Below are 22,877 nucleotides of genomic sequence, written 5' to 3' on the forward strand. Positions count from 1 at the left end.
GCAGCCCCAGTCAAACTGGAGTACTTACTTGGCTGGCATCATTGTTACCCCTCCAGATACCGCACCGCCAACTGCTCCGCTGCCGCTCGCGCCTGTGCCTGTAAATGCGGCGCAACCAGCATCATCACCTGATACACCACAATCCCCACATCCCCTTCGCGCCCCAGCACCCGCTGGTAATCCAGCGAGAACATCAGCGTCAGGGTGATCTGCTCCACCAACTGCCCCAACGCCTGGGTCTCACTCTCCACCAGCCCCTGGCCCTTGAGGCTCGCCAGCAACGCCGCCAGCGTACGCTTGAGCGCGTTGATCAGGCTGCGCATGCCACGCGCCAGCTTGGGCAGGCGCCCGGTCAGGTTGGACAGGTCCTGGAACAGGAAGCGGTACTGGGCCATGTGCTCGACGATCAGGTGCAGGAACAGCCAGTAATCCTCGGCATCCAGGCGCACCTCCAGCGGCGGGTCGAGCAGGGGCATCAGCGCTTCTTCGAAGCGCTCGAACAGGCCCAGCACCAACGGCTCCTTGCCGTGGAAGTGGTAGTACAGGTTGCCGGGGCTAATGCCCAGCTCGTTGGCAATCTCCAACGTGGAAACGTTCGGTTCGCCCTGCTGGTTGAACAGTTGCAGGGCGCATTCGAGGATACGGTCGCGGGTCTTCATCCAGTCGTCAGGCTCATCGGGTCAGGACATAGGTGCCTGGCGCCGGGCCGAGCGGTGGATACGTGCTGTTGCCCAGTTCGGTACGGGGCGCCTTGAGCGGGCCGGAACGTGGCGTGATCCATTCCAGCCACAACGGCCACCAGCTGCCGTCGCTGCGTTTGGCTTCGTAGAACCAGGCGCGCGGGTCGCCCGAAAGCTTGGGGTTTTCCAGGTAGTAAGCCTTTGGGTTGCCCGGCGGGTTGATGATGCTCTGGATGTGCCCGCTATTGGCTAGCACGAAGCGCCGGTCGCCACCGAGCAGCAAGGCCGAGCGATACACGGCATCCCACGGTGTGATGTGATCGTTGCTGCCGGCTACGGTGAAACTGTCCAGGTCGACCTGCTTGAGGTCGATGGGCGTGCCGCACACTTCAAGGCCTGCGGGGTGGGTCAGCGGGTTGTGCTTGAAGAAGTCCAGCAAGTCGCCGTGCAGGGCTGCCGGCAGGCGTGTGTTGTCGGCGTTCCAGTAAAGGATGTCGAACGCTGGCGGCGTCTTGCCCAGCAGGTAGTTGTTGACCCAGTAATTCCAGATCAGGTCGTTGGGGCGCATCCAGGCGAAAATCCTGGCCACCTCGCCGCCGTCCAGCACCCCCCGTTGATACGAGCGACGCTTGGCGGCCTCGACGGTCTGCTCGTCGGCGAACAGGCTGGCCGGGCTGTCGAACTTGCTGTTCAGCAGGCTGACAAGGTACGTGGCGCTACGCACCCTGCGCAGTTGGCGCTTGGCCTGCAGATGCCCCTGCAGCGCGGCCATGGTCAGCCCGCCGGCGCAGGCGCCCATCAGGTTGGGGTCGCGGTTGCCACTGATGCTGCGGCAGGCGTTGAGCGCTTCTTCCAAGGCCTGCACATACGAGGACAGCCCCCACTCGCGGTGACGAGGGTCGGGGTTGCGCCAACTGACCATGAACACCTGCAGGCCGTTCTTGAGCATGTACTGGACGAAGCTGTTGTGTGCCTGCAAGTCGAAGATATAGAACTTGTTGATCTGCGGCGGCACCACCAGCAAGGGCCTGGCGTGCTGTTTTTCACTCATCGGCTTGTACTGGATCAGTTCCAGCAGCTCGTTGCGAAACACCACTGCGCCGGGCGTAGCAGCGACGTTGCCACCGACCTCGAAAGCGCGTTCGTCCACCTGGCGCGGCAGGCCGTCGTTATGGCGCAGGTCGTCGAGCAGGTGGGCCACGCCACGCACCAGGCTTTGCCCGCCGGTATTGAGCAGTTCCTTTACTGCCAGCGGGTTGAGCAGCGAGTTGCTAGGCGCCAGGGCGTCATTGATCAAGCCAAACAGAAAGTGCGCGCGGGCCCGGTCATCGTCGTCCAGGTGGCTTTCGTCGATCCATTGGCGGGTCTGCTTCTGCCAGGCCAGGTAGGCCTGCAGGCCACGGCGGTAAAACGGGTTCTGGCTCCAGGTCGGGTCGCTGAAGCGGGCGTCGCGGGGGTTGGGCTGGTAGGGCGAGTCGCCCAGCATCACGCGGCCCAGCTGGCCGCCGAGTGCCAGCAGGTGCCGCGCCGTATGCAGCGGGTTGGTCAAGCCGTGGCGGCCCACCCTGCGCAGGGTCGACACCAGGTCACGCCCGCGCAGGCCGAGTATGGCGTTCTGTACGTTCATGCTGGTGGCGGGGAGCGTTTTCGTTCCTTTGGCCGGTTTGTCTGTCATGGCAACACTCCCTCGTCTTACCCGTTTTCCGGGCAGCGACAATCAACCGCCGGAGGCGGGGCGCGGGTGCATGACCGCGCGCTGACGTTCTTCCTGGAGAAACTTCATGATGATCGGTGCGACGGCCTCGGCCCGGGTAATCAGGAACAGGTGACCATCGTCGATTATGTGTAGCTGGGCGTTGGGAATCCGCCAGGCCAGCAGGCGCATGTTGATCAGCGGAATAAGCGGGTCGTCATCACCGGCCAGCACCAAGGTCGGCTGGTGGATCTTGTGCAGCCAGTGGATGCTCGTCCAGCCCAGGCCTGCGAACAGTTGCCAGTAATAACCCATCTTGCCGCCAGAGCGGACCTTGGACGCATGGTGCATGGCCAGGTCCGGGTCGCGCCGGAAAGCGCCGCCATAGATCATCGGCGCGATGCGGATGACATGGGAGGGCTGCACGTAGCGCCTGGGGCTGGCCATCATCCACAACACTTTGGGCTTGCCCGGCACCATGACTGAGCCGGCGGCAGTGGCGGCCAGCACCAGCTTCTTGCAGCGCTCCGGGTAGTCATGGGCGAACTGCTGGGCCAAGGCGCCGCCCCAGGACACGCCGATGGCGCTGACCTGGCCGTAGTCCAGGTAATCGAGCATGCGCGCGGTCAGCTTGGCCAGCCCCGGAAAGCGATAGGGATGACGCGGTGTGGACGAACCGCCCACCCCGGGCACATCGAAGGCGATGACCTCAAGGTCCGGGTCCAGTGCTTCGATGAACGGGAACACCAGCTCCAGGTTGGCGCCGATGCCGTTGAAAATCAGCAACGGTGTCAGGTGCGGCTTGCCCGGGCGGACGGCAGTGCGAATGGATTGATCGTCCAGTTCGACGGTCCTGAAGATGTAGGGTTCCGGCATGCGTTCGACTCTTCGGTGAAAAAAGCACCGTGGCGCGCCCGTGGCGGCCACGGCAAGGCCACTCAACGCTCGTGAACGTAGGTACCCGGTGAGGCTTCGCCAGCGGCATAGGCGCGGTTGCCCAGGCGGGTCGGCGCCTTTTTGAGCTCCCCGGCACGTTCGCTCAGCCAGCTTTGCCAGTGCAGCCACCAGGAGTCGGCATGCTTGGTGGCGTTTTCCTGCCAGGCCACCGGGTCACCCGGGCGATCGGCACCGGTCATGAAGCGTGCCTTGGGGTTGCCTGGCGGGTTGAGGATGCTCTGGATATGGCCACTGTTGGACAGCACGAACTCGATCTTGCCACCGAACAGGTGCGCTGAGCGGTAGCACGACTGCCACGGGGTGATGTGGTCGGCGGTGCCGGCAACGCTGAAGATGTCGCACTGCACTTTCTTCAGGTCGATCGGAGTGCCGCACACTTCAAGGGCGTCCGGTCGGGTCAGCGGGTTGGTCTTGAACATTTCGATCAGGTCGCCGTGGAAGGCGGCCGGCAGGCGTGTAGTGTCGTTGTTCCAGAACAGGATGTCGAATACGGGCGGCTCGTTGCCGAGCAGGTAGTTGTTGACCCAGTAGTTCCAGATCAGGTCGTTGGGGCGCATCCAGGCGAACACCTTGGCCATGTCGCTGCCTTCCAGTACGCCGGCCTGATAGGAGTGGCGCTTGGCAGACTCCAGGGTCTGCTCGTCGACGAACAGTGCAACCTGGGTATCCATGGTGGTGTCCAGCACGCTGACCAGCAGGGTAAGGGCATTGACCTTGTTCTCACCGAGGGCGGCATAGTGGCCTACCAGCGCGGTGCAGGTGATGCCGCCGGAGCAGGCACCGAGCATGTTCAGGTCCTTGCTGCCGGTAATGGCCAGCACGGCATCGACCGCTTCCTTGAGCGCATCGATGTAAGTGGACAGGCCCCACTCGCGCTGGGCCTTGGTCGGGTTGCGCCAGCTGATGATGAAGGTTTGCTGCTGCGAGCGCAGGCAGTAGCGCGCCAGGCTCTTCTCCGGGCTCAGGTCGAACACGTAGAACTTGTTGATCTGCGGTGGTACCACCAGCAGCGGGCGGGCATGCACCTGTTCGGTGATGGGGCTGTACTGGATCAGCTCCAGTACATCGTTGCGGTACACCACGGCACCTTCACTGGTGCCCAGGTTCTTGCCCACTTCGAAGGCGTCCATGTTCACCTGGCTGGGCATGCCGCCGTTGTTGACCATGTCCTTGGCCAGGTTGGACAGGCCGTCGAGCAGGCTCTTGCCTCCGGTTTCGAAGAAGCGTTTGACCGCTGCCGGGTTGGACAGGGTGTTGGTCGGTGCCATGGCTTCGGTCATCAGGTTGATGACGAACTGGCCGCGGCTGATGTCTTGCGGTGACAGGTCGCTGTTGCCAATCCAGTCCTGCAGCTCCTTGCGCCAGGCCAGGTAGGTTTGCAGGTAGCGGCGGTACAGCGGGTTGTTGCTCCAGGCCGGGTCATTGAAGCGACGGTCGTCGCTTTCCGGGGCCAGGCTGGATTTACCCAGCAGCACGTTCTTCAGCTCCAGGCCAAAGTGGGCCACATGCTTGGCGCTGTGCAGCGGTTGGCGCACGGCCTGGCGCAGCACGGTACGTGCCGAGCTCAACAGGTCCTTGCGGCGAATGCCGATGACCGGGTTCAGCCCCAAGGTATTGTCCGAGGCCTGCCGCTGCAGCTCATCGTTGTTCTTGTTACTCATCTACGACGCTCCGTTGTCCTGAGACGAGTACCGGTTGCTGTGGCAGGAGCACAGCCCTGAGCCCGGTACTGCTACTCGGGTGACCAGTGATAAGGAACAGCGGTGCTGCGGGGGTTCTGACTGCCTGCAAAATGATGCAGGGAACTTGCCATACCCATTGGTTACCCGACTTTCATGTAATGCGCAAGACAGCCCTTCACTGGGCTGTCTGCAAGTCATTCAAACAGATGAATTTAGAAAATGCGCTCTAAACCCTGCAGCCCTTGCGCTAGAGCATGAGTTTCACCACCGATTCGGCCGGGTCGCGGGATTTCCCGGCCTTGTGCAGTTCGTCGAGGTACTCGGCCCACAACTGTTCCTGGCGCAGGCACAGCTGTTCGAGGTACTCCCAGGTGAACAGGCCGCTGTCATGGCCGTCGTCGAAGGTCAGTTTCAGTGCATATTGGCCGGCAGGTTCCAGGCCGACGAGGCCGACGTTGATCTTGCCAAATTGCAGGATGGGGTTGCCGTGGCCCTGGACCTCGGCAGAGGGGGAATGCACGCGCAGAAATTCGGCAGGCAGGTTGTAGGCCTCGCCGGGGGCGTAGGTGAGGGTGAGGGTTTTCGAGGCTTTGTGCAGGTTGATGGCGGTAGGTAGACGGGCCATGGGGGAATCTCTCGGGAGCTGATGAAGTACAGCTTCTGGAGATTTGGAGGAATGTGCAAGGGGCCGCAAAGCGGCCCCGTGCGGACTTACAGGATGTAACGCGACAGGTCTTCGTTCTGCGCCAGCTCACCCAGGTGGCTGTTCACATACGCAGCGTCGATCTGGATCGGCGTTTCGTCGTGGGCGCTCGCCAGATCGCCAGCACTGAACGACACCTCTTCGAGCAGGCGTTCAAGCAGGGTGTGCAGGCGGCGGGCACCGATGTTCTCGGTCTTCTCGTTCACCTGGTAGGCAATCTCGGCCAGGCGCTTGATGCCGTCAGCCTGGAACGCGATGTTCAGGCCTTCGGTTTTCAACAGGGCCTGGTACTGCTCGGTCAGTGAGGCATGCGGCTCTTGCAGGATGCGTTCGAAGTCTTCCGGGGTCAGTGCCTTCAGTTCCACGCGAATCGGCAGACGGCCTTGCAGCTCGGGCACCAGGTCGCTTGGCTTGCTCAAGTGGAACGCACCGGAGGCAATGAACAGAATGTGGTCGGTCTTGACCATGCCGAGCTTGGTGTTGACGGTGCAGCCTTCGATCAGCGGCAGCAGGTCGCGCTGCACGCCTTCACGGGACACGTCAGCGCCGCCCACGTTGCCGCGCTTGGCAACCTTGTCGATTTCGTCGATGAACACGATGCCATGCTGCTCGACCGCTTCCAGGGCCTTGGCCTTGAGCTCTTCCTCGTTGACCAGGCGGCTCGCTTCTTCATCGCGCACCATCTTCAGCGCTTCTTTCACCTTCAGCTTGCGCGCCTTGCGCTTGCCTTTGCCCATGTTGGCAAACAGGCTTTGCAGCTGGTTGGTCATTTCTTCCATGCCGGGTGGCGCGGCAATTTCGACGCCCACGGCATCGGCCACTTCGATTTCGATTTCCTTGTCGTCCAGCTGGCCTTCACGCAGGCGCTTGCGGAACAGCTGGCGGGTGTTGGAGTCGGTGCTGGTCTGTGCGGCTTCCTCGGCGAAGCTGCTCACCCGTGCCTGCGGCAGCAGGGCATCGAGGATGCGGTCTTCGGCGGCATCTTCGGCGCGGTGGCGCACGCGGATGATCTCCTGCTCGCGCAGCATCTTCAGCGCGGCATCGGCCAGGTCACGGATGATCGACTCGACGTCACGGCCCACGTAGCCCACTTCGGTGAACTTGGTCGCTTCCACCTTGAGGAAGGGCGCGTTGGCCAGCTTGGCCAGGCGACGGGCGATTTCGGTTTTGCCGACGCCGGTAGGGCCGATCATCAGGATGTTCTTCGGGGTCACTTCGGCACGCAGCTCGGCAGGCAGCTGCATCCGGCGCCAGCGGTTGCGCAGGGCAATGGCCACGGCGCGTTTGGCGTCGTCCTGGCCGATGATGTGGCGGTTGAGTTCGTGGACGATCTCGCGGGGGGTCATGGACATGGTCAATACGGTCCTTGGGCAGATGAATCAGCGTGGAAAAGCCCCGTCACCGGGAAGGGGCGCCAGAACAGCTGAGTCAGTCGGCCAGGTCCTGCTCCTCGATGGTCAGGTTGTGGTTGGTGAACACGCAGATGTCACCGGCGATGTTCAGGGCGGTTTCGGCGATTTCACGGGCCGAGAGGTCGGTCTTGTTCAGCAGGGCGCGGGCTGCGGCCTGGGCGTAGGCGCCACCGGAACCCATGGCGATCAGGCCGTCTTCGGGTTCGACCACGTCGCCGTTGCCGGTGATGATCAGGGAAGCGTCCTTGTTGGCCACGGCCAGCATGGCTTCCAGGCGGCTCAGGGAACGGTCGGTACGCCATTCCTTGGCCAGCTCGACGGCGGCACGTACCAGGTGGCCCTGGTGTTTTTCCAGCTGGCCTTCAAAGCGTTCGAACAGGGTGAAGGCGTCGGCGGTGGCACCGGCGAAGCCCGCAATGACCTGGCCGTGGTACAGGCGGCGCACCTTCTTGGCGTTGCCTTTCATCACGGTGTTGCCGAGGGATACCTGGCCGTCGCCACCCATGACGACTTTGCCGTTACGGCGGACAGAAACGATGGTGGTCAAGGGGAGAGTCTCCACGCAGCGGGGCGAAAGTGCCTGATGCAGACTCATATGGGGGTGGGGGGAAGGATTTCAACCGTGGGGGATGAATGGTCGCGCTTGGCAGGATGAACAGCGTTGGGCATTCGCGGGCACGTCCGCTCCCACTGGATCACCACATGCCTTGGGATAGTGGTGATCCTGTGGGTGCGGGCGTGCTTGCGAAAAGTGTTACTCAGGCCTCGTGGCAAACGTGCCCATCGACCAAGGTATAACGCACTGCACCCGGCAGGCAGTGGCCGATGAACGGGCAGTTCTCGCCGCGCGAGAACCATTGCTCGCCGGCAACGGTGGAGGCTTGCGGGTCGAACAGCACCAGGTCGGCCGCGCCACCCACCTTCAGCTCACCAGCCGGAAGGCGCAGGGCAGCAGCCGGGCCGCTGCTCAGCCGGGCCAGCAGGGTCGGCAGGTCGAGCAGGCCGTCCTGCACCAGCGTCATGGCCAGTGGCAGCAGCAATTCAACGCTGCTGATGCCCGGCTCGGTGGCGCCGAACGGGGCCAGCTTGGCGTCGCGTTCGTGCGGCTGGTGGTGGCTGGAAATCGCCTGGATCACGCCCGACTTCACCGCCTCCCGCAGGCCGTCGCGGTCAGCAGCGGTGCGCAGTGGCGGCTGCACGTGGTACAGGCTGGAGAACTCGCGCAGCGACTCATCGGTGAGGATCAGTTGGTACAGCGCCACATCGGCGGTTACCGGCAGGCCGAGGGCCTGGGCCTGGGCGATCAACCGTGCGCCACGGGCGCTGGTGATCTGGGTGAAGTGCGCACGCACGCCGGTCTGTTCCACCAGCAGCAGGTTGCGCGCCAGGGCCACGGTTTCGGCGGTTTCCGGGATGCCCGGCAGGCCGAGGAAGCTGGCCATGGCCCCTTCATGGGCCAGGCCGCCTTGGGCCAGGTCGCGGTCCTGGGAGTGGAACACCACGGTCAGGTCGAAGGTGGCGGCGTATTCCAGGGCGCGGGCCAGGGTACGGTTGTTGGGGATTTCCTTCAGGCCGTTGCCAAAGGCCACGCAGCCGGTGTCGCGCAGGGCTACCAGCTCGGCCAGTTGTTCGCCTTCCAGGCCCTTGGTCAGGGCGCCGATCGGGTAGACCTTGCTGTTGGCGGCTTCGCGGGCACGGTCGAGGATCAGCTCGGCCACGGCCGAGGTGTCCAGTACCGGCTTGGTTTGCGGCGGGCAGCACAGGCTGGTGACACCACCCGCCACGGCCGCGCGGGTTTCACTGGCGATGTTGCCTTTACGGCTGTAGCCCGGCTCGCGCAGGGACACGCCAAGGTCGACCAGGCCAGGCGCGGCAACCAGGCCATCGGCCTGGATCGTGCGGCTGGCGCTGAAGCCGGCCGGGGCGGTGCCGATGGCGGCAATGCGACCGCCGTCCAGGTGCAGGTCGGTAACCTGGTCCAGGCCTGTCTTGGGGTCGATGACCCGGGCGCCGAGAATACTGAGGGTCACTGGGCGTTCTCCTGGTCGAATTGACGTTGCGCGTTCTGCCCGCTCATGGCCATGGACAGCACGGCCATGCGCACGGCGATGCCGTAGGTGACCTGGTTGAGGATCACCGAGTGCTTGCCGTCGGCCACGGCCGACTCGATTTCCACGCCCCGGTTGATCGGGCCTGGGTGCATGACGATGGCGTCAGGCTTGGCCCCGGCCAGGCGTGCGGTAGTCAGGCCGAACAGGCGGTAGAACTCGCCCTCGCTGGGCAGCAGGCCGCCAGCCATGCGCTCGCGTTGCAGGCGCAGCATGATCACCACATCGACGTCTTTCAGGCCTTCGGCGAGGTCGGTGTACACCTTCACGCCGTACTGCTCGATGCCGATCGGGATCAGGGTTTTCGGGCCGATCACACGGATGTCCGGGCAACCCAGCGCCTTGAGCGCCAGCATGTCGGAGCGGGCCACGCGCGAGTGCAGGATGTCGCCGACGATGGCCACCGACAGGTTCTCGAAGCTGCCCTTGTGGCGGCGGATGGTGAGCATGTCGAGCATGCCCTGGGTCGGGTGCGCATGGCGGCCGTCACCGCCGTTGATCACGGCAACATCCGGGCACACGTGCTCAGCGATGAAGTGTGCGGCGCCTGAGTCGGAGTGGCGCACGACGAACATGTCGGCGGCCATGGCTTCGAGGTTGCGCAGGGTGTCGAACAGGGTCTCGCCCTTGCTGGTCGAGGAGGTCGACACGTTCAGGCTGATCACGTCGGCCGACAGGCGCTGGGCCGCCAGCTCGAAAGTGGTGCGGGTACGGGTGGAGTTCTCGAAGAACACGTTGCACACGGTCTTGCCGCGCAGCAACGGGACTTTTTTCACGGCCCGGGCACCGACTTCCAGGAAGGAGTCGGCGGTGTCGAGGATTTCGGTGAGCAGTTCGCGGGGCAAACCGTCCAGCGAGAGGAAGTGGCGCAGCTGGCCCTGATCATTGAGCTGCAGCGGGCGCTTGGCGTCGAATGGCGTCATCGCGGGGGACTCTTAAAGGGCGGAAGCGGAGGCGAGGTCCTGGCGCTCGAGGACGAGCGGTGCGGGTCCGGTCAATTTTACCCGTTCATGGGCCGCCAGCGACAGGGTGGCGCCCAGCACATTCGGGCGGATCGGCAGTTCGCCGGCATCCAGGTCCAGCAGGCAGACCAGGGTGACGCTGGCCGGGCGGCCATAATCGAACAGTTCGTTGAGTGCAGCGCGTACGGTGCGACCGCTCATCAGCACGTCATCTACCAGCACCAGGTGCTGGCCTTCCACTTCGAATGGCAGCTCGGACGGGCGCACTTGCGGGTGCAGGCCGTTCTGGCTGAAGTCGTCGCGGTAGAACGAAACGTCCAGGGTGCCCATGGGGCTGGTATCACCCATGGCTTCCTGCAGGGCCTGGGCAACCCAGACACCGCCGGTGCGGATGCCGATGTAACGTGGCTCGCTGATGTTGCGGCGGGCCAGGTGGGCGCGAAGGTCGACAGCCATCTGCCGGATCAGCTCGGCGGGATTGGGTAGGCTCATTGCGGGCTCCTCGGAAGGGTGCGCCGGGCGGGCCCGGCGGCAAAGATGATCAGGTATTGGCCTCCAGCCAGCCTTGTAGCAACAGGGCGGCGGCGATGGCATCGACCGGGTTGTCGCGGTAGCTGCCGCGCTGGCCTCCACGGGCCATGCGCTCGCCTTTGGCCTCGAAGGTGGTCAGGCGCTCGTCGTGGGTGTGCACGGGCAGGTTGAAGCGGCCATTCAGGCGGCGGGCGAACTTTTCGGCGCGGGCGCTCATTTCGCTGGGCGTGCCGTCCATGTTCAGCGGCAGGCCGACGACGATGGCGTCGGGTTTCCACTCATTGATGAGCTTTTCCACCTGAGCCCAGTCCGGTACGCCATTTTGTGCCTTAAGGGTGCACAGTTCGCGGGCCTGGCCGGTGACCACCTGGCCAACGGCCACGCCGATCTGTTTGCTGCCGTAGTCGAAGCCCAGTAGCAGGCGTAGTTCGGCCATCAGGCGTGGCCCGCCTGGCTGGTCAGCAGGTTCAGGTTGATCCCCAGGCTGGCGGCGGCCGCGTCCAGGCGCAGGTCGCTGGCCAGGCCAAAGATGATTTCCGGGTCGAACGGGCAGTTGAGCCAGGCGTTGTCGGCCAGTTCGGCTTCCAGCTGTCCGGCTTCCCAGCCGGCATAACCCAGGGTGATCAGGCTTTGTTTCGGGCCTACCCCGGCAGCGATGGCCAGCAAGATGTCCTGCGACGTGGTCAGCGCCAGCCCTTCCAGTGCCACGGTGGCCTGGAAGCTGCACTCGCTGCTGTGCAACACGAAGCCGCGGTCGGTCTGCACCGGGCCACCCTGGTAGATCGGCACCTGCAAGGTGCTGGCCGGTGGTGTTTCATCCGGGCGCAGCTGCTCGAGGATGTCGGCCAGGCTCAGCTCCTGCGGCCGGTTGACCACCAGGCCCATGGCGCCATGCTCGTTGTGCTCGACGATGTAGGTGAGGGTCTGGGCGAAGTTCGGATCGGCCATGTGTGGCATGGCGATCAGGAACTGATGCTTGAGGTAGCTCGGGGCGAGGGTTTTCATGAGGGATAGTGTGGCGCCAGGTGGCGGGGCTGACAAGGTGCGGATTTGTGTCGTTTGGTTGGCGACTGTCTTGAGGGTTTTGGTGCCTGTGAAATCGAGCGCCGCCGCATATAGCAAGCCCTATACCGAGGCCCGAGATCAGTTACTGGACAAACGGTCCCCTCGCGCAAAACGCCAGGTACGAATGATCTCCAGCCGGTCAAATTCGGCCAGATCCCCGGTAAACGGCGCAAAAGGCGCCGCCAGTCGCACAATACGTTGTGCCGCCTGGTCCAGCACCGGCTGCCCGGACGATTCCAGCACCAGCACCTCATACAACGAACCATCGCGGTTGATCGACACCATCATCCGCAAATTGCCGTAAATCTGTTGCCGGCGCGCTTCGTCGGGGTAGTTCAGGTTGCCCACCCGCTCGACCTTCTTGCGCCACTCTTCCTTGTACCAGGCACCCTTGTCGCGCATGGTCGATGCAGCATTCAGGCGGTGAATCTTCGGCCGCTTGGCGTACATCTGCTGTTCGTTGGACAGCTCCGCCTCCAGGCTGGCGATCTGGCTGGACAGCTGCGAGCTGTCGAAGTCTGGCGCTGGCGCCGCCGGCTTGGGCTGTGGCTTGCTTTCCTTGGGTTTGGGCTCGAGCTTCTGCGGCTTGGGCGCCGTGGTCACCACCGCCGACTTTTGTGGGGTAGGGGGCGGCACCACCTCGGGCTTGGCGGCAGGCGGTGGGGTGATCTTGTTGATCTTGCTGTCCTGGAACGGCGCCAATTCAGTGGTTGTAGGCACCGCTTTCTTGTCCAGGGTGCCGCTGCCCTGCTGGTTGTCCTGGGCCTGGAAATCGGCCTTCTCGGGCGGTTTCTCGCTCTTGAAGGTGGCCAGGGTGATGTCCATGGTGTGGCGGATTTCGGCAGGCTTGACCACGCTGAAGCCGACGCCAAGGATCAGCGCCAGGTGCACCAGGGCAGCCAGGAACAGGGTAAAGCCGAGCCGGTCCACCGGGCGAACACGGGGAGGCAGCAGGGTGGCGGGGATGTCAGCGGGCAGCGTCATCAGGTATCCAGCAACCGCAGGGCGGGGCAGCAGCTCAATCGAATAGGACCGGCATCATACCCCACTCTACGCGTTTGCTTCGCGTTGGCTGTCAGCGCGCCTTCAGCTTGCGATCAATGGCATCCATCAGCTTGCCACCGATGTCGGTGTTGTAGGCAGCGTCGATTTCGCGGATGCAGGTAGGGCTGGTGACGTTGATTTCGGTGAGGTAGTCGCCGATCACGTCCAGGCCCACGAACAGCAGGCCCTTTTCGCGCAGGGTCGGGCCGACCTGGGCGGCAATCCAGCGGTCGCGGTCGGTCAATGGGCGGGCCTCGCCACGGCCGCCGGCGGCCAGGTTGCCACGGGTTTCGCCACTGGCCGGGATGCGCGCCAGGCAGTAGTCCACCGGCTCGCCATCGATCATCAGAATGCGCTTGTCGCCGTCCTTGATGGCCGGCAGGTAGGCCTGGGCCATGATCTGCTGGGTGCCCAGCGCGGTCAGGGTTTCCAGGATCACCGACAGGTTGGGGTCGCCAGCCCGGTGACGGAAGATCGACGTACCGCCCATGCCATCCAGCGGCTTGAGGATCACGTCAACATGCTTGGCTGCAAACTCACGAATGATGTCCGGGCGGCGGCTGACCAGGGTCGGCGTGGTGCACTGCGGGAACAGCGTGGCGAACATCTTCTCGTTGCAGTCGCGCAGGCTTTGCGGGCGGTTGACCACCAGCACGCCATCATTCTCGGCCTGTTCCAGCAGGTAGGTGCTGTAGACGAATTCCATGTCGAACGGCGGGTCCTTGCGCATCAGGATCACGTCCAGCTCGGCCAGGGGGCTGTCCTGCTCTTCGCCCAGTTCGAACCAGTGCGCCGGGTCGGCAAACACCTTCAGCGGGCGCATGCGGGCGCGGGCCTTGCTTTCGCCCTGGTACAGGTCTTGCTGTTCCATGTAGAACAGGCTCCAGCCGCGTGCCTGGGCGGCCAGCAGCATGGCCAGCGAGCTGTCCTTCTTGTAGGAGATGGACGCGATGGGGTCCATGACAATGCCGAGGCGTACGCTCATGGGGTGGTTCCTCTTGGCGGCAGGTGCCGCGATGGCTCGAAAGAAAAGTGGCTCAGGGTGGCGCCGCAAACGCCGCCGGTCAAGGGGCGGCGCAGATGGAATGGCCACCCGGAGTGTGCTAAAAATGCAGCTAATTTCCATTGGTAGGCGTCTATGGAACAACCCCTGAAGGTGATGGTGATCGACGATTCCCGCACGATCCGGCGCACCGCACAGATGTTGCTCGGTGAAGCGGGCTGCGAGGTAATCACCGCCAGCGATGGCTTCGATGCCCTGGCCAAAATCGTCGACCACCAGCCCGGCATCATCTTCGTCGATGTGCTGATGCCGCGCCTGGACGGCTACCAGACCTGCGCCGTGATCAAGCACAACAGTGCTTTCAAGGACACGCCGGTCATCCTGCTGTCGTCGCGCGACGGCCTGTTCGACAAAGCCCGCGGCCGGGTGGTCGGTTCTGATCGGTTTCTGACCAAGCCGTTCAGCAAAGAAGAACTGCTCGATGCGATCCGCGCCCACGTGCCCGGTTTTGCCGCAACCCAACAACCCGCACCCTGACCGTGCCCCGCCATGGCACGGTCTTACTTTCCTGATGGGGAAACAGCATGGCCCGAGTTCTGATTGTCGACGACTCGCCGACAGAGATGTACCGCTTGACCGAGTGGCTGGAAAAGCACGGCTACCAGGTGCTCAAGGCCAGCAACGGTGCCGATGGCGTGGCCCTGGCCCGGCAGGACAAGCCCGACGCGGTGCTGATGGACATCGTCATGCCCGGCATGAACGGCTTTCAGGCCACCCGCCAGCTCAGCAAGGACCCGGAAACCGCCGCCATCCCCGTGATCGTGGTCACCACCAAGGACCAGGAAACCGACCGCATCTGGGCCACGCGCCAGGGCGCCCGTGACTTCCTGACCAAACCGGTGGAAGAAGACGCGCTGATCGCCAAGCTCAAAGAAGTGCTGGGGGCTTGACCACCCGCCCGCAAGGCGCGTCGCTGACCGCCTTCGAGTTGTTGCTGGACATCGACCGGCGCTGCCGCCTGCTGGTCGCCGACCAGCCCCCGCAGGACAACCGCCTGCAACAGTGGAGCGGTATCGGCTTTCGCCTTGCCGGGCAGTGGTTCGTCGCGCCCATGGGTGAGGTGGCCGAGGTACTGCGCGAACCGCGCAGCAGCCGCGTCCCGGGTGTGCAACCGTGGGTATGCGGGGTTGCCAATCTGCGTGGGCGGCTGTTGCCGGTGATGGACCTGAGCAGTTTCTTCGGCCTGGGCCACGCCGCTCCGGGCAAGCAGCGGCGGGTGCTGGTGCTGGACCACGACGACCTGTTCGTCGGTTTGCTGGTGGACGAGGTACTTGGCCTGCAACACTTCGCCCTCGACAGCCTGCAGCTGTCGCCGCCGCAGCCATTGATCCGCGCCGCTGCACGCTTCGTGCAGGGGCATTTCCCGCGTGAACGCAACTGGGCAATCTTCAGCCCCTTCGCCCTGGCCCAGGCGCCGGGCTTTCTTGATGTGGCGTTATAGGACCTGCGAACGTGAACAAGCCTGCCACCCCCGTCACAGCCACCACAGTGACCCCACGTACCCGCAGCATCGCGCAGATCACCGTGCTGTTTCTGATCCTGATCCTGTCGATCATCCTGCTGTTCGCCAACTTTGCCTACCTGAACACCCAGTCCAACTACGACAAGCAGTACATCGGCCATGCCGGCGAGCTGCGGGTGCTGTCTCAGCGCATTGCCAAGAACGCCACCGAAGCCGCCGCCGGCAAGGCCCTGGCCTTCAAGCTGCTGTCGGATGCACGCAACGACTTCGAGCGGCGCTGGGGCTACCTGCGCCAGGGTGACAAGTCCACCGGGTTGCCGGCTGCGCCGCCTACGGTGCGAGACGAGATGGAGGCGGTACGCCGCGACTGGGAAAACCTGCGCAAGAACACCGACACCATCCTGGCCAGTGAGCAGACCGTGCTGTCGCTGCACCAGGTGGCGGCGACGCTGGCCGAAACCGTGCCGCAGTTGCAGGTGGAATACGAAAAAGTGGTCGAGATCCTGCTGCAAAGCGGCGCTCCGGCCAACCAGGTGGCGGTGGCGCAGCGCCAGCTTTTGCTGGCCGAGCGCATCCTCGGTTCGGTCAACACCGTGCTCGCGGGTGACGATACCGCCGCTCAGGCAGCTGATGCCTTTGGCCGCGATGCCGGGCGCTTTGGCCAGGTGCTGGAGGGGATGCTCAGGGGTAACGCGGCCATCCAGGTAACCCGTGTCGAGGACGCCGATGCCCGTGCGCGGCTGGCCGAAATCGCCGAACTGTTCCAGTTCGTCGCGGGCTCGGTCGATGAAATTCTCGAAACCTCGCCCGAACTGTTCCGCGTGCGTGAGGCCGCGGGCAACATTTTCAGCCTGTCGCAAACCCTGCTGGACGAGGCATCACACCTGGCCAACGGTTTCGAGAACCTGGCCGGTGGGCGCACCCTCGATACCGTTGGCGGCTATGCCTTGGGCCTGCTGGCGCTGGCTTCGATCATCCTCATCGGCCTGGTCATGGTGCGCACCACCAACCGCCAGTTGCGTGAAACGGCAGAAAAGAACGAACGCAACCAGCAGGCAATCATGCGTCTGCTGGATGAAATCGAAGAGCTGGCCGACGGCGACCTGACCGTGACCGTATCGGTGACCGAAGACTTCACTGGCGCCATTGCCGACTCGATCAACTATTCCGTGGACCAGCTGCGCGACCTGGTCGCTACCATCAACCACAGCGCCGTGCAGGTTGCCGCTGCCGTACAGGACACCCAGAACACCGCCCGCCAGCTGGCCAAGGCTTCCGAACACCAGGCCGAGCAGATCAGCGAGGCCTCCGAGGCGGTCGGCGACATGGTCGAGTCGATCGACCGGGTTTCGGCACATGCCTACGAATCGGCCAAGGTGGCCGAGCGCTCGGTGGCCATTGCCAACAAGGGTAACGAGGTGGTGCATAACACCATCAACGGCATGGACAACATTCGCGAGCAGATCCAGGACACCGCCAAGCGGATCAAACGCCTGGGCGAGTCTTCTCAGGAAATCGGCGACATCGTCAGCCTGATCGACGACATTGCCGACCAGACCAACATCCTTGCCCTCAACGCGGCCATCCAGGCCTCGCTGGCCGGCGAGGCTGGCCGTGGTTTTGCCGTGGTTGCCGACGAAGTGCAGCGCCTGGCAGAGCGCTCGTCGTCGGCCACCCGGCAGATCGAGGCGCTGGTACGTACCATTCAGGCCGACACCAACGAGGCAGTCATCTCCATGGAGCAGACCACCGCCGAAGTGGTGCGTGGCGCTCGCCTGGCGCAGGATGCCGGGGTGGCGCTGGCCGAGATCGAAGGGGTATCGCAGAACCTGGCCGATCTTATCCACAGCATCTCTGACGCTGCCCAGTTGCAGACCTCGTCGGCCGGGCAGATTTCCCACACCATGGCGGTGATCCAGCAGATTACCGCACAAACCTCCGCCGGCTCCGGTGCCACCGCCGACAGTATCCGTCACTTGGCCCGCATGGCCAGTGAGATGCGCCGTTCGGTGTCCGGTTTCACCCTGCCGCCACCTGCGCAAAGCCCCACCGATGCGCCGCGCTGAGGAGTGCCCATGGCTTCTGCTGCTGTAAGTCCCGAACGCCACGACACCGTAGCGCTGGCCTGGACCAAGGCTGCCATCCTCGACTGCTTGGGCCAGGCGCGCCAGGCGCTGGAGCGTTTTGCCGGCGAACCGGGCGACCTGTCGATGCTGGCCTTCGTGGTCGACAACCTGCATCAGGTACATGGTTGCCTGCGCATGCTTGAACTGCGCGGAGCGACGCGCCTGGCCGAAGAGCTGGAACTGTTCGCCAAGGCGCTGGCCGACGGCCAGGTCAGCCCACGGGGCGATTGCCTGGGGGCGTTGTTTCGTGGCCTGGAGCAATTGCCTTCGTACCTTGAGCGCTTGCGCGGTGCCCGCCACGACCTGCCCTTGGTGATGCTGCCGCTGCTCAATCAGTTACGTGCCTGCCGAGGTATCGAGCCCTTGGCCCAGGCCAGCCTGACCAGCGGTGCAGCACAGCGTTTTGCCGGCGCCGACGACTTGGCCAACCTTGACCTGTCGTTGGGCAATTGGCGTGAACAATTGCAGGCCGGGCCGGGCCGCGATGCCCTGCGCTCGGTGGTGACTGCCCTGTGCGACGACCTGATGCGCATCAAGGAGCGCCTGGACCAGTTCGTGCGCAGCGACCGCCAGCACAGCGAGCAGCTCGATGCCCTGCTGGCGCCGCTGCGGCATGTAGCCGATACCCTGGCTGTGCTGGGCTTCCAGCAACCACGGCGGGTCATCATCGACCAGGTGCTGGCGCTGCAGGCCCTGGCCCAGGGCGAGCGCGTGGTGGATGACGCGGTACTGATGGATGTGGCGGGCGCCTTGCTGTACGTGGAGGCTTCGCTGAACGGCATGGTCGGCCCGCTGGAAGAAAACGGGCAGGGCGGGCTGCCAGGCTCGGACCTGGCCGAGATACGCCAACTGGTGCTGAACGAATCGCTGAACGTACTGCAGCAGGCCAAGGACCTGATCGGCGACTACCTGGAGTCCGACTGGCCGCGCCAACGCCTGCAACCGTTGCCGGGGCTGTTGCAGCAGATTCGCGGCGCGCTGGCCATGTTGATGCTGCCCGCAGTAGCCGAGCTGTTCGCCGGCTGCGCCAGCTATGTGCAGCGCTGGTTGCAGCACCTGGATGTAGAGCCGCCCGCCGATGAGCTGGCCCACTTGGGTGAGGCCATGAGTGCCGCCGAATGCTACCTGCAATGGCGGGTGGCCGACCCGCTGGCGGATGCCCAGCCGTTCATCGACATGGCCCGTGCCAGCCTGGCAGCGCTGGGCGTGTATTGTGCGCAGGCCGACACCCGTGCAGGCCTGGATGCCAATGGCGACGGTATCGATGACGAGCTGCGCGAGGTGTTTCTCGATGAAGCCGGCGAGTTGCTGCCGGAGATCGAGCGGCACTGGCTGCGCTGGCGTGCCGACAACCAGCAGCGCGAGGCGCTGGGGGAAGTACGCCGTGCGCTGCATACGCTCAAGGGCAGCGGCCGCATGGTGCATGCCGAAGCGGTGGCCGAGCTGGCCTGGGGCGCCGAGCACCTGCTGAACCGGGTGCTGGAGGGCCGTAGCGTGCTGAGCCCGGAAGGCGTGGTGGCCCTGCAGCAAGTGTTCGTCCACCTACCTGATTTGCTGGCCGACTTTGCGGCTGGGCAATTGCCGCAACTGACCGAAATCGAACAGTTGGCTGGGCACCTGCATGCCCTGGCAGAAAACGACGAACCGGGTGCTGCCGATATCGATGGCCTCGACCCGCAGCTGCTGGATATTTTCCGCACGGAGGCGCAAGGCCACCTGGCCAGCCTCGATGCATTTCTGCAAGGCGCAGACGGCCACGATACGCCGGTCAGCGATGGCCTTCAGCGCGCCCTGCATACGCTCAAGGGCAGTGCTGCCATGGCCGGGGTGATGCCGGTCGCCGAGCTGGCCACCGCCTTCGACCGCCTGGCCCGGGAATACAAGGGCCACCAACTCCCCCTGCAAATGGCCGAGATCGAATGGCTGGAAGCCGCACGCTCGCTGTTCCACCTGGGTCTGGCGCAACTCGACAGCACACCGTTGGCCGCCATCGCTGGTGCTGCGGAGCTGATCGAACAGGTTGGCCAGGCCGTAGACGCACGCCTGGCCAGCTTGCATGACGACCCGCAGCATGTCCGGCGCGGCAAGCGCGACCCGCAGTTGGTCGCCAGTTTCCTGGCCCAAGCCATGGATATCCTGCTCGATGCCGAGTCGTTGCTATCGCGCTGGCAGCAACAGCCTGGGCAGCGTGATGCGCTGGACACCCTGCTCGACCAGCTGACCACCCTGGGGCACGCCGCGCACCTGGCCGACTTGTGGCAGATGGATGATGTGTGCGAGGCCTTGCTGGACCTGTATGGCGCCGTGGAAGAGGGCAGCCTGCCTGCCAATGCGCGTTTCTTCGCCCACGCCCGGCGCGCCCATGAAGCCCTGCTGGACATGCTCGATGAAGTGGCGGCCGGGCAGGACATCGCGCCGCGGTCAGAAACGCTCGACGGTCTGCGCAACCTGCTGGACCAAGCCTTGGCGCCAGAGGCCACTGGTCTGGTGGGCATCGACACGGTCACGCCGTTGCACCCGGACATGGACGTGGCCGATACCCTGGGCCTGGGGCTGCCCCATCAGCCGCAGCTGCCTGACGTGACCGAGCCTCTGCTTGAGGAACCGGAAAGCCCAGGCGAAGAGCTGCTGGAGGTGTTCCTCGAAGAAAGCTCGGACATCGTCGAAAGCGCCGCCGCAGCCTTGGCGCGCTGGCAGGCCGACCCGCGCAGCAGCGTCGAGGTAGACAACCTGATGCGCGACCTGCACACCCTCAAGGGTGTGGCGCGCATGGTCGAAATTGCCCCCATTGGTGACCTGGCTCACGAACTGGAGTTTCTGTACGAACTGCTGGCTGCCGGCCGCTTGCCGCCGAGCGCGCCTTTGTTCGCGCTGTTGCAGAACTGCCACGACCGCCTGGCGCACATGCTCGATGCCGTGCGTCTGGGGCAGCCACTGCATGCCGCCACGGCGCTGATCGACTATATCCGCAACTTCAGCAGCGCGGCCCTGACCGACAGTGCTGCCGGCCAGGGGCCGGTCGAAGCCGCCGCCAGCGAGGTGCCGACAGCAGCGCCAGAGCGGGCGCCAGGCGACATGGTCAAGGTCGATGCCGAGTTGCTCGACGACCTGGGTAACCTGGCGGGTGAGCACTCGATCATCCGTGGGCGCATCGAGCAGCAAGTCAACGATGCACAGTTCACCCTCAACGAGATGGAAACCACCCTGGAGCGCATGCGCGACCAGCTGCTGCGCCTGGACATCGAGACCCAAGGGCGAATCTCCAGCCGCCAGCAGTTCGAAGGCGATGCCTATGATGATTTCGACCCACTGGAAATGGACCGTCATTCACAGTTGCAGCAGTTGTCGCGGGCCTTGTTCGAGTCCGCCTCGGACTTGCTCGACCTGAAGGAAACCCTGACTCAGCGTGCCCAGGAGGCCTACAGCCTGCTGCAGCAGCAGGCGCGGGTGAACAGCCAGTTGCAGGAAGGCTTGACCGCAACCTTGATGGTGCCGTTCGAGCGCCTTGTGCCGCGCTTGCAGCGTGTGGTGCGGCAGGTGGCCAGCGAGCTGGGCAAGCAGGTAGAACTGGTGGTCGGCAACGCCGAAGGTGAACTGGACCGCAGTGTGCTTGAGCGCATGGTGGCACCGCTTGAGCACATGCTGCGCAACGCCGTCGACCATGGCCTGGAAAGCCGCGAAGCACGCCTGGCCGCCGGCAAACCGGAGCAGGGCACCATCCACCTGAATTTGCTGCACGAAGGCGCCGATATCGTGATCGAAATGACCGACGACGGTGCTGGCGTTCCGCTTGAAGCGGTGCGGCGCAAGGCCATCAAGCGCGGCTTGCTGGACCCACAGGCGCAGTTGAGCGATCACGAGATCCTGCAGTTCATCCTGCGCCCGGGTTTTTCCACCGCCGAGAAAATCACCCAGATCTCCGGGCGCGGCCTGGGCATGGACGTGGTGCACGAGGAGGTCAAGCAACTAGGGGGCTCGATGAGCATCGAGTCGGCTCAGGGCAAGGGCGCGCGTTTCCTCATCCGCTTGCCGTTCACCGTGTCGATCAACCGGGCACTGATGGTGCATCTGGGTGAGGAGCAGTACGCCATCCCGCTCAATACCATCGAGGGCATCGTCCGTGTGCCGCCGGCAGAGCTGGCGGTGTGCTATCAGCTGGACCCGCCCCGCTATGTTTATGCCGGCCATGAATACGAGCTGCGTTACCTGGGCGAGTTGCTGCAAGGCCTGCCGCGCCCGGCCTTGCTGGGGCAGAGTGTGCCGTTGCCCGTGCTGCTGGTGCATGCCAAGGAGCAATCTTTCGCCATTCAAGCCGATAGCCTGTCGCCCAGCCGCGAAATCGTGGTGAAGAGCCTGGGGCCGCAGTTTGCTGCCGTTGCCGGGCTGTCGGGGGCGACGCTGCTGGGCGACGGCCGGGTCGTGCTGATTCTCGACCTGCTTGGCCAGCTGCGCGGCCAGCAGCGGCGCCTGGCTCGTTTGCCCGGTGGCGGCACCCCACGCCAGTTGCTCGGCCCGGTGCCGCGCCGCGCATTGTTGGTGATGGTGGTGGACGACTCGGTGACTGTGCGCAAGGTTACCAGTCGCTTGCTGGAACGCCACGGCATGAGCGTGCTGACGGCCAAGGACGGGGTCGATGCCATGGCCTTGTTGGAAGAGCACCGTCCGGACGTGTTGCTGCTGGATATCGAGATGCCGCGCATGGACGGGTTCGAGGTGGCCACTCGCATTCGCCGTGACGCGCGGCTGAAAGACCTGCCGATCATCATGATTACCTCGCGTACCGGGCAGAAGCACCGCGACCGCGCCATGGCCATCGGCGTCAACGAATACCTGGGCAAGCCGTATCAGGAGTCGTTGTTGCTGCAGAGCATTGCACACTGGAGCCAGCCTCATGCTTGAACTGATTGCCGGCCAGCGCAGCAGCCTGACCGGGCTGTTGCTGCCCTTGGGCGACCGCACCCTGGTATTGCCCAACGTGGCGGTGGCCGAGTTGAGCGGCCAGCGCAATTTGGTGTGCCAACGCGGTGAGCCGGCCTGGCACCTGGGCTGGATCGACTGGCGAAAGCAGCGCCTGCCGCTGATCGGGTTCGAAGCGGCGTGTGGTGGCGAGACGCCGTGCGGCGAGCGGGCGCGGGTTGTGGTGCTCAATGCTTTGGGCGACACCGGCCTGCGCTATTTGGCGCTGTTGCTGCAGGACATTCCGCGTTCGTGCAAGCTCGACAGCCAGCTGAATTATGTGGATGTGGCGCTGGGGCGCCTGGAGCTGGCGGCGGTGCAGGTGGGCGAGCAGGTGGCGCGGGTGCCTGACCTGGCCGGGCTGGAAAGGCTGGTGCGTGACGCGGAACTGCAACCTGAGTTTGGGTAAGATTCAGGGCCGTCACTGACGGAA

At 64.4% G+C, this 22,877-nt stretch carries 20 protein-coding genes; 6 read left to right on the plus strand and 14 right to left on the minus strand.

Annotation, left to right across the window (positions count from 1 at the left end):
- Positions 1-44 precede the first annotated feature (44 nt).
- The 14 genes from D906_RS07410 to gshB all read right to left on the minus strand — a co-directional run bounded on the left by D906_RS07410 (position 45) and on the right by gshB (position 13,822).
- Positions 45-659: a TetR/AcrR family transcriptional regulator gene (locus tag D906_RS07410; protein ID WP_016712425.1), complete on the minus strand. Its 615-nt coding sequence runs from the start codon at positions 657-659 to the stop codon at positions 45-47.
- 13 nt (positions 660-672) lie between these two features.
- Positions 673-2,355 (minus strand): class II poly(R)-hydroxyalkanoic acid synthase, encoded by a 1,683-nt coding sequence (gene phaC, locus D906_RS07415; RefSeq protein WP_027614851.1) that lies wholly within the window; start codon positions 2,353-2,355, stop codon positions 673-675.
- 42 nt (positions 2,356-2,397) lie between these two features.
- Positions 2,398-3,249 carry a poly(3-hydroxyalkanoate) depolymerase gene (phaZ, locus tag D906_RS07420; RefSeq protein WP_019099360.1) on the minus strand — a complete coding sequence of 284 codons (852 nt, stop codon included), beginning with the start codon at positions 3,247-3,249 and terminating at the stop codon, positions 2,398-2,400.
- A gap of 62 nt (positions 3,250-3,311) precedes the next feature.
- Positions 3,312-4,991, minus strand: coding sequence for a class II poly(R)-hydroxyalkanoic acid synthase (gene phaC, locus D906_RS07425; protein WP_027614852.1), 1,680 nt, complete (start codon positions 4,989-4,991; stop codon positions 3,312-3,314).
- Between the two features lie 268 nt (positions 4,992-5,259).
- Positions 5,260-5,637, minus strand: a complete 378-nt coding sequence (locus D906_RS07430) for a gamma-butyrobetaine hydroxylase-like domain-containing protein (protein WP_016712421.1) — start codon at positions 5,635-5,637, stop codon at positions 5,260-5,262.
- Between the two features lie 86 nt (positions 5,638-5,723).
- Positions 5,724-7,067: an ATP-dependent protease ATPase subunit HslU gene (gene hslU, locus D906_RS07435; protein ID WP_016712420.1), complete on the minus strand. Its 1,344-nt coding sequence runs from the start codon at positions 7,065-7,067 to the stop codon at positions 5,724-5,726.
- Positions 7,068-7,143: 76 nt separating this feature from the next.
- Positions 7,144-7,674, minus strand: coding sequence for an ATP-dependent protease subunit HslV (gene hslV, locus D906_RS07440; protein WP_003249309.1), 531 nt, complete (start codon positions 7,672-7,674; stop codon positions 7,144-7,146).
- Between the two features lie 211 nt (positions 7,675-7,885).
- Positions 7,886-9,157 carry a dihydroorotase gene (locus tag D906_RS07445; RefSeq protein WP_027614853.1) on the minus strand — a complete coding sequence of 424 codons (1,272 nt, stop codon included), beginning with the start codon at positions 9,155-9,157 and terminating at the stop codon, positions 7,886-7,888.
- On the minus strand, positions 9,154-10,158 hold the full coding sequence (locus D906_RS07450) for an aspartate carbamoyltransferase catalytic subunit (protein ID WP_011536054.1): 1,005 nt from the start codon (positions 10,156-10,158) through the stop codon (positions 9,154-9,156). The genes D906_RS07445 and D906_RS07450 overlap by 4 nt, the downstream gene beginning before the upstream one ends.
- 12 nt (positions 10,159-10,170) lie before the next feature.
- Complete coding sequence (gene pyrR, locus D906_RS07455; RefSeq protein WP_019099362.1) at positions 10,171-10,689, minus strand: bifunctional pyr operon transcriptional regulator/uracil phosphoribosyltransferase PyrR; 519 nt, start codon at positions 10,687-10,689, stop codon at positions 10,171-10,173.
- 49 nt (positions 10,690-10,738) lie between these two features.
- Positions 10,739-11,164, minus strand: a complete 426-nt coding sequence (gene ruvX / locus D906_RS07460; protein ID WP_012312410.1) for a Holliday junction resolvase RuvX — start codon at positions 11,162-11,164, stop codon at positions 10,739-10,741.
- Positions 11,164-11,733 (minus strand): YqgE/AlgH family protein, encoded by a 570-nt coding sequence (locus D906_RS07465; RefSeq protein ID WP_016712417.1) that lies wholly within the window; start codon positions 11,731-11,733, stop codon positions 11,164-11,166. Before D906_RS07465 ends, ruvX begins: the two co-directional genes overlap by 1 nt.
- A gap of 138 nt (positions 11,734-11,871) precedes the next feature.
- On the minus strand, positions 11,872-12,777 hold the full coding sequence (locus D906_RS07470) for an energy transducer TonB (protein WP_019099363.1): 906 nt from the start codon (positions 12,775-12,777) through the stop codon (positions 11,872-11,874).
- A 91-nt stretch (positions 12,778-12,868) separates the two neighbouring features.
- A complete protein-coding gene (gene gshB / locus D906_RS07475) occupies positions 12,869-13,822 on the minus strand; it encodes a glutathione synthase (protein WP_016712415.1) in 954 nt (317 codons plus the stop codon).
- 153 nt (positions 13,823-13,975) lie between these two features.
- Between gshB and D906_RS07480 the strand changes: the two genes are divergently transcribed.
- The 6 genes from D906_RS07480 to D906_RS07505 are packed head-to-tail and all read left to right on the plus strand — an operon-like array spanning position 13,976 to position 22,853.
- Positions 13,976-14,377, plus strand: a complete 402-nt coding sequence (locus D906_RS07480; RefSeq protein ID WP_019099364.1) for a PleD family two-component system response regulator — start codon at positions 13,976-13,978, stop codon at positions 14,375-14,377.
- Positions 14,378-14,424: 47 nt separating this feature from the next.
- Positions 14,425-14,790, plus strand: a complete 366-nt coding sequence (gene pilH / locus D906_RS07485; RefSeq protein ID WP_016712413.1) for a twitching motility response regulator PilH — start codon at positions 14,425-14,427, stop codon at positions 14,788-14,790.
- Entirely contained in the window at positions 14,787-15,341 is a 555-nt protein-coding gene (locus D906_RS07490) for a chemotaxis protein CheW (protein ID WP_019099365.1), read from the plus strand. Before pilH ends, D906_RS07490 begins: the two co-directional genes overlap by 4 nt.
- A 47-nt stretch (positions 15,342-15,388) precedes the next feature.
- The gene (locus D906_RS07495) at positions 15,389-17,428 is read left to right on the plus strand and encodes a methyl-accepting chemotaxis protein (RefSeq protein ID WP_230852946.1); all 2,040 of its coding nucleotides are present in this window, start codon (positions 15,389-15,391) and stop codon (positions 17,426-17,428) included.
- A 9-nt stretch (positions 17,429-17,437) separates the two neighbouring features.
- Positions 17,438-22,387 carry an Hpt domain-containing protein gene (locus D906_RS07500; RefSeq protein WP_027614854.1) on the plus strand — a complete coding sequence of 1,650 codons (4,950 nt, stop codon included), beginning with the start codon at positions 17,438-17,440 and terminating at the stop codon, positions 22,385-22,387.
- Complete coding sequence (locus D906_RS07505) at positions 22,380-22,853, plus strand: chemotaxis protein CheW (protein WP_019096623.1); 474 nt, start codon at positions 22,380-22,382, stop codon at positions 22,851-22,853. The genes D906_RS07500 and D906_RS07505 overlap by 8 nt, the downstream gene beginning before the upstream one ends.
- Positions 22,854-22,877: the final 24 nt, after the last annotated feature.

This window comes from Pseudomonas sp. LAIL14HWK12:I1, from assembly GCF_003202095.1.
GTDB classification, from domain to species: domain Bacteria; phylum Pseudomonadota; class Gammaproteobacteria; order Pseudomonadales; family Pseudomonadaceae; genus Aquipseudomonas; species Aquipseudomonas monteilii.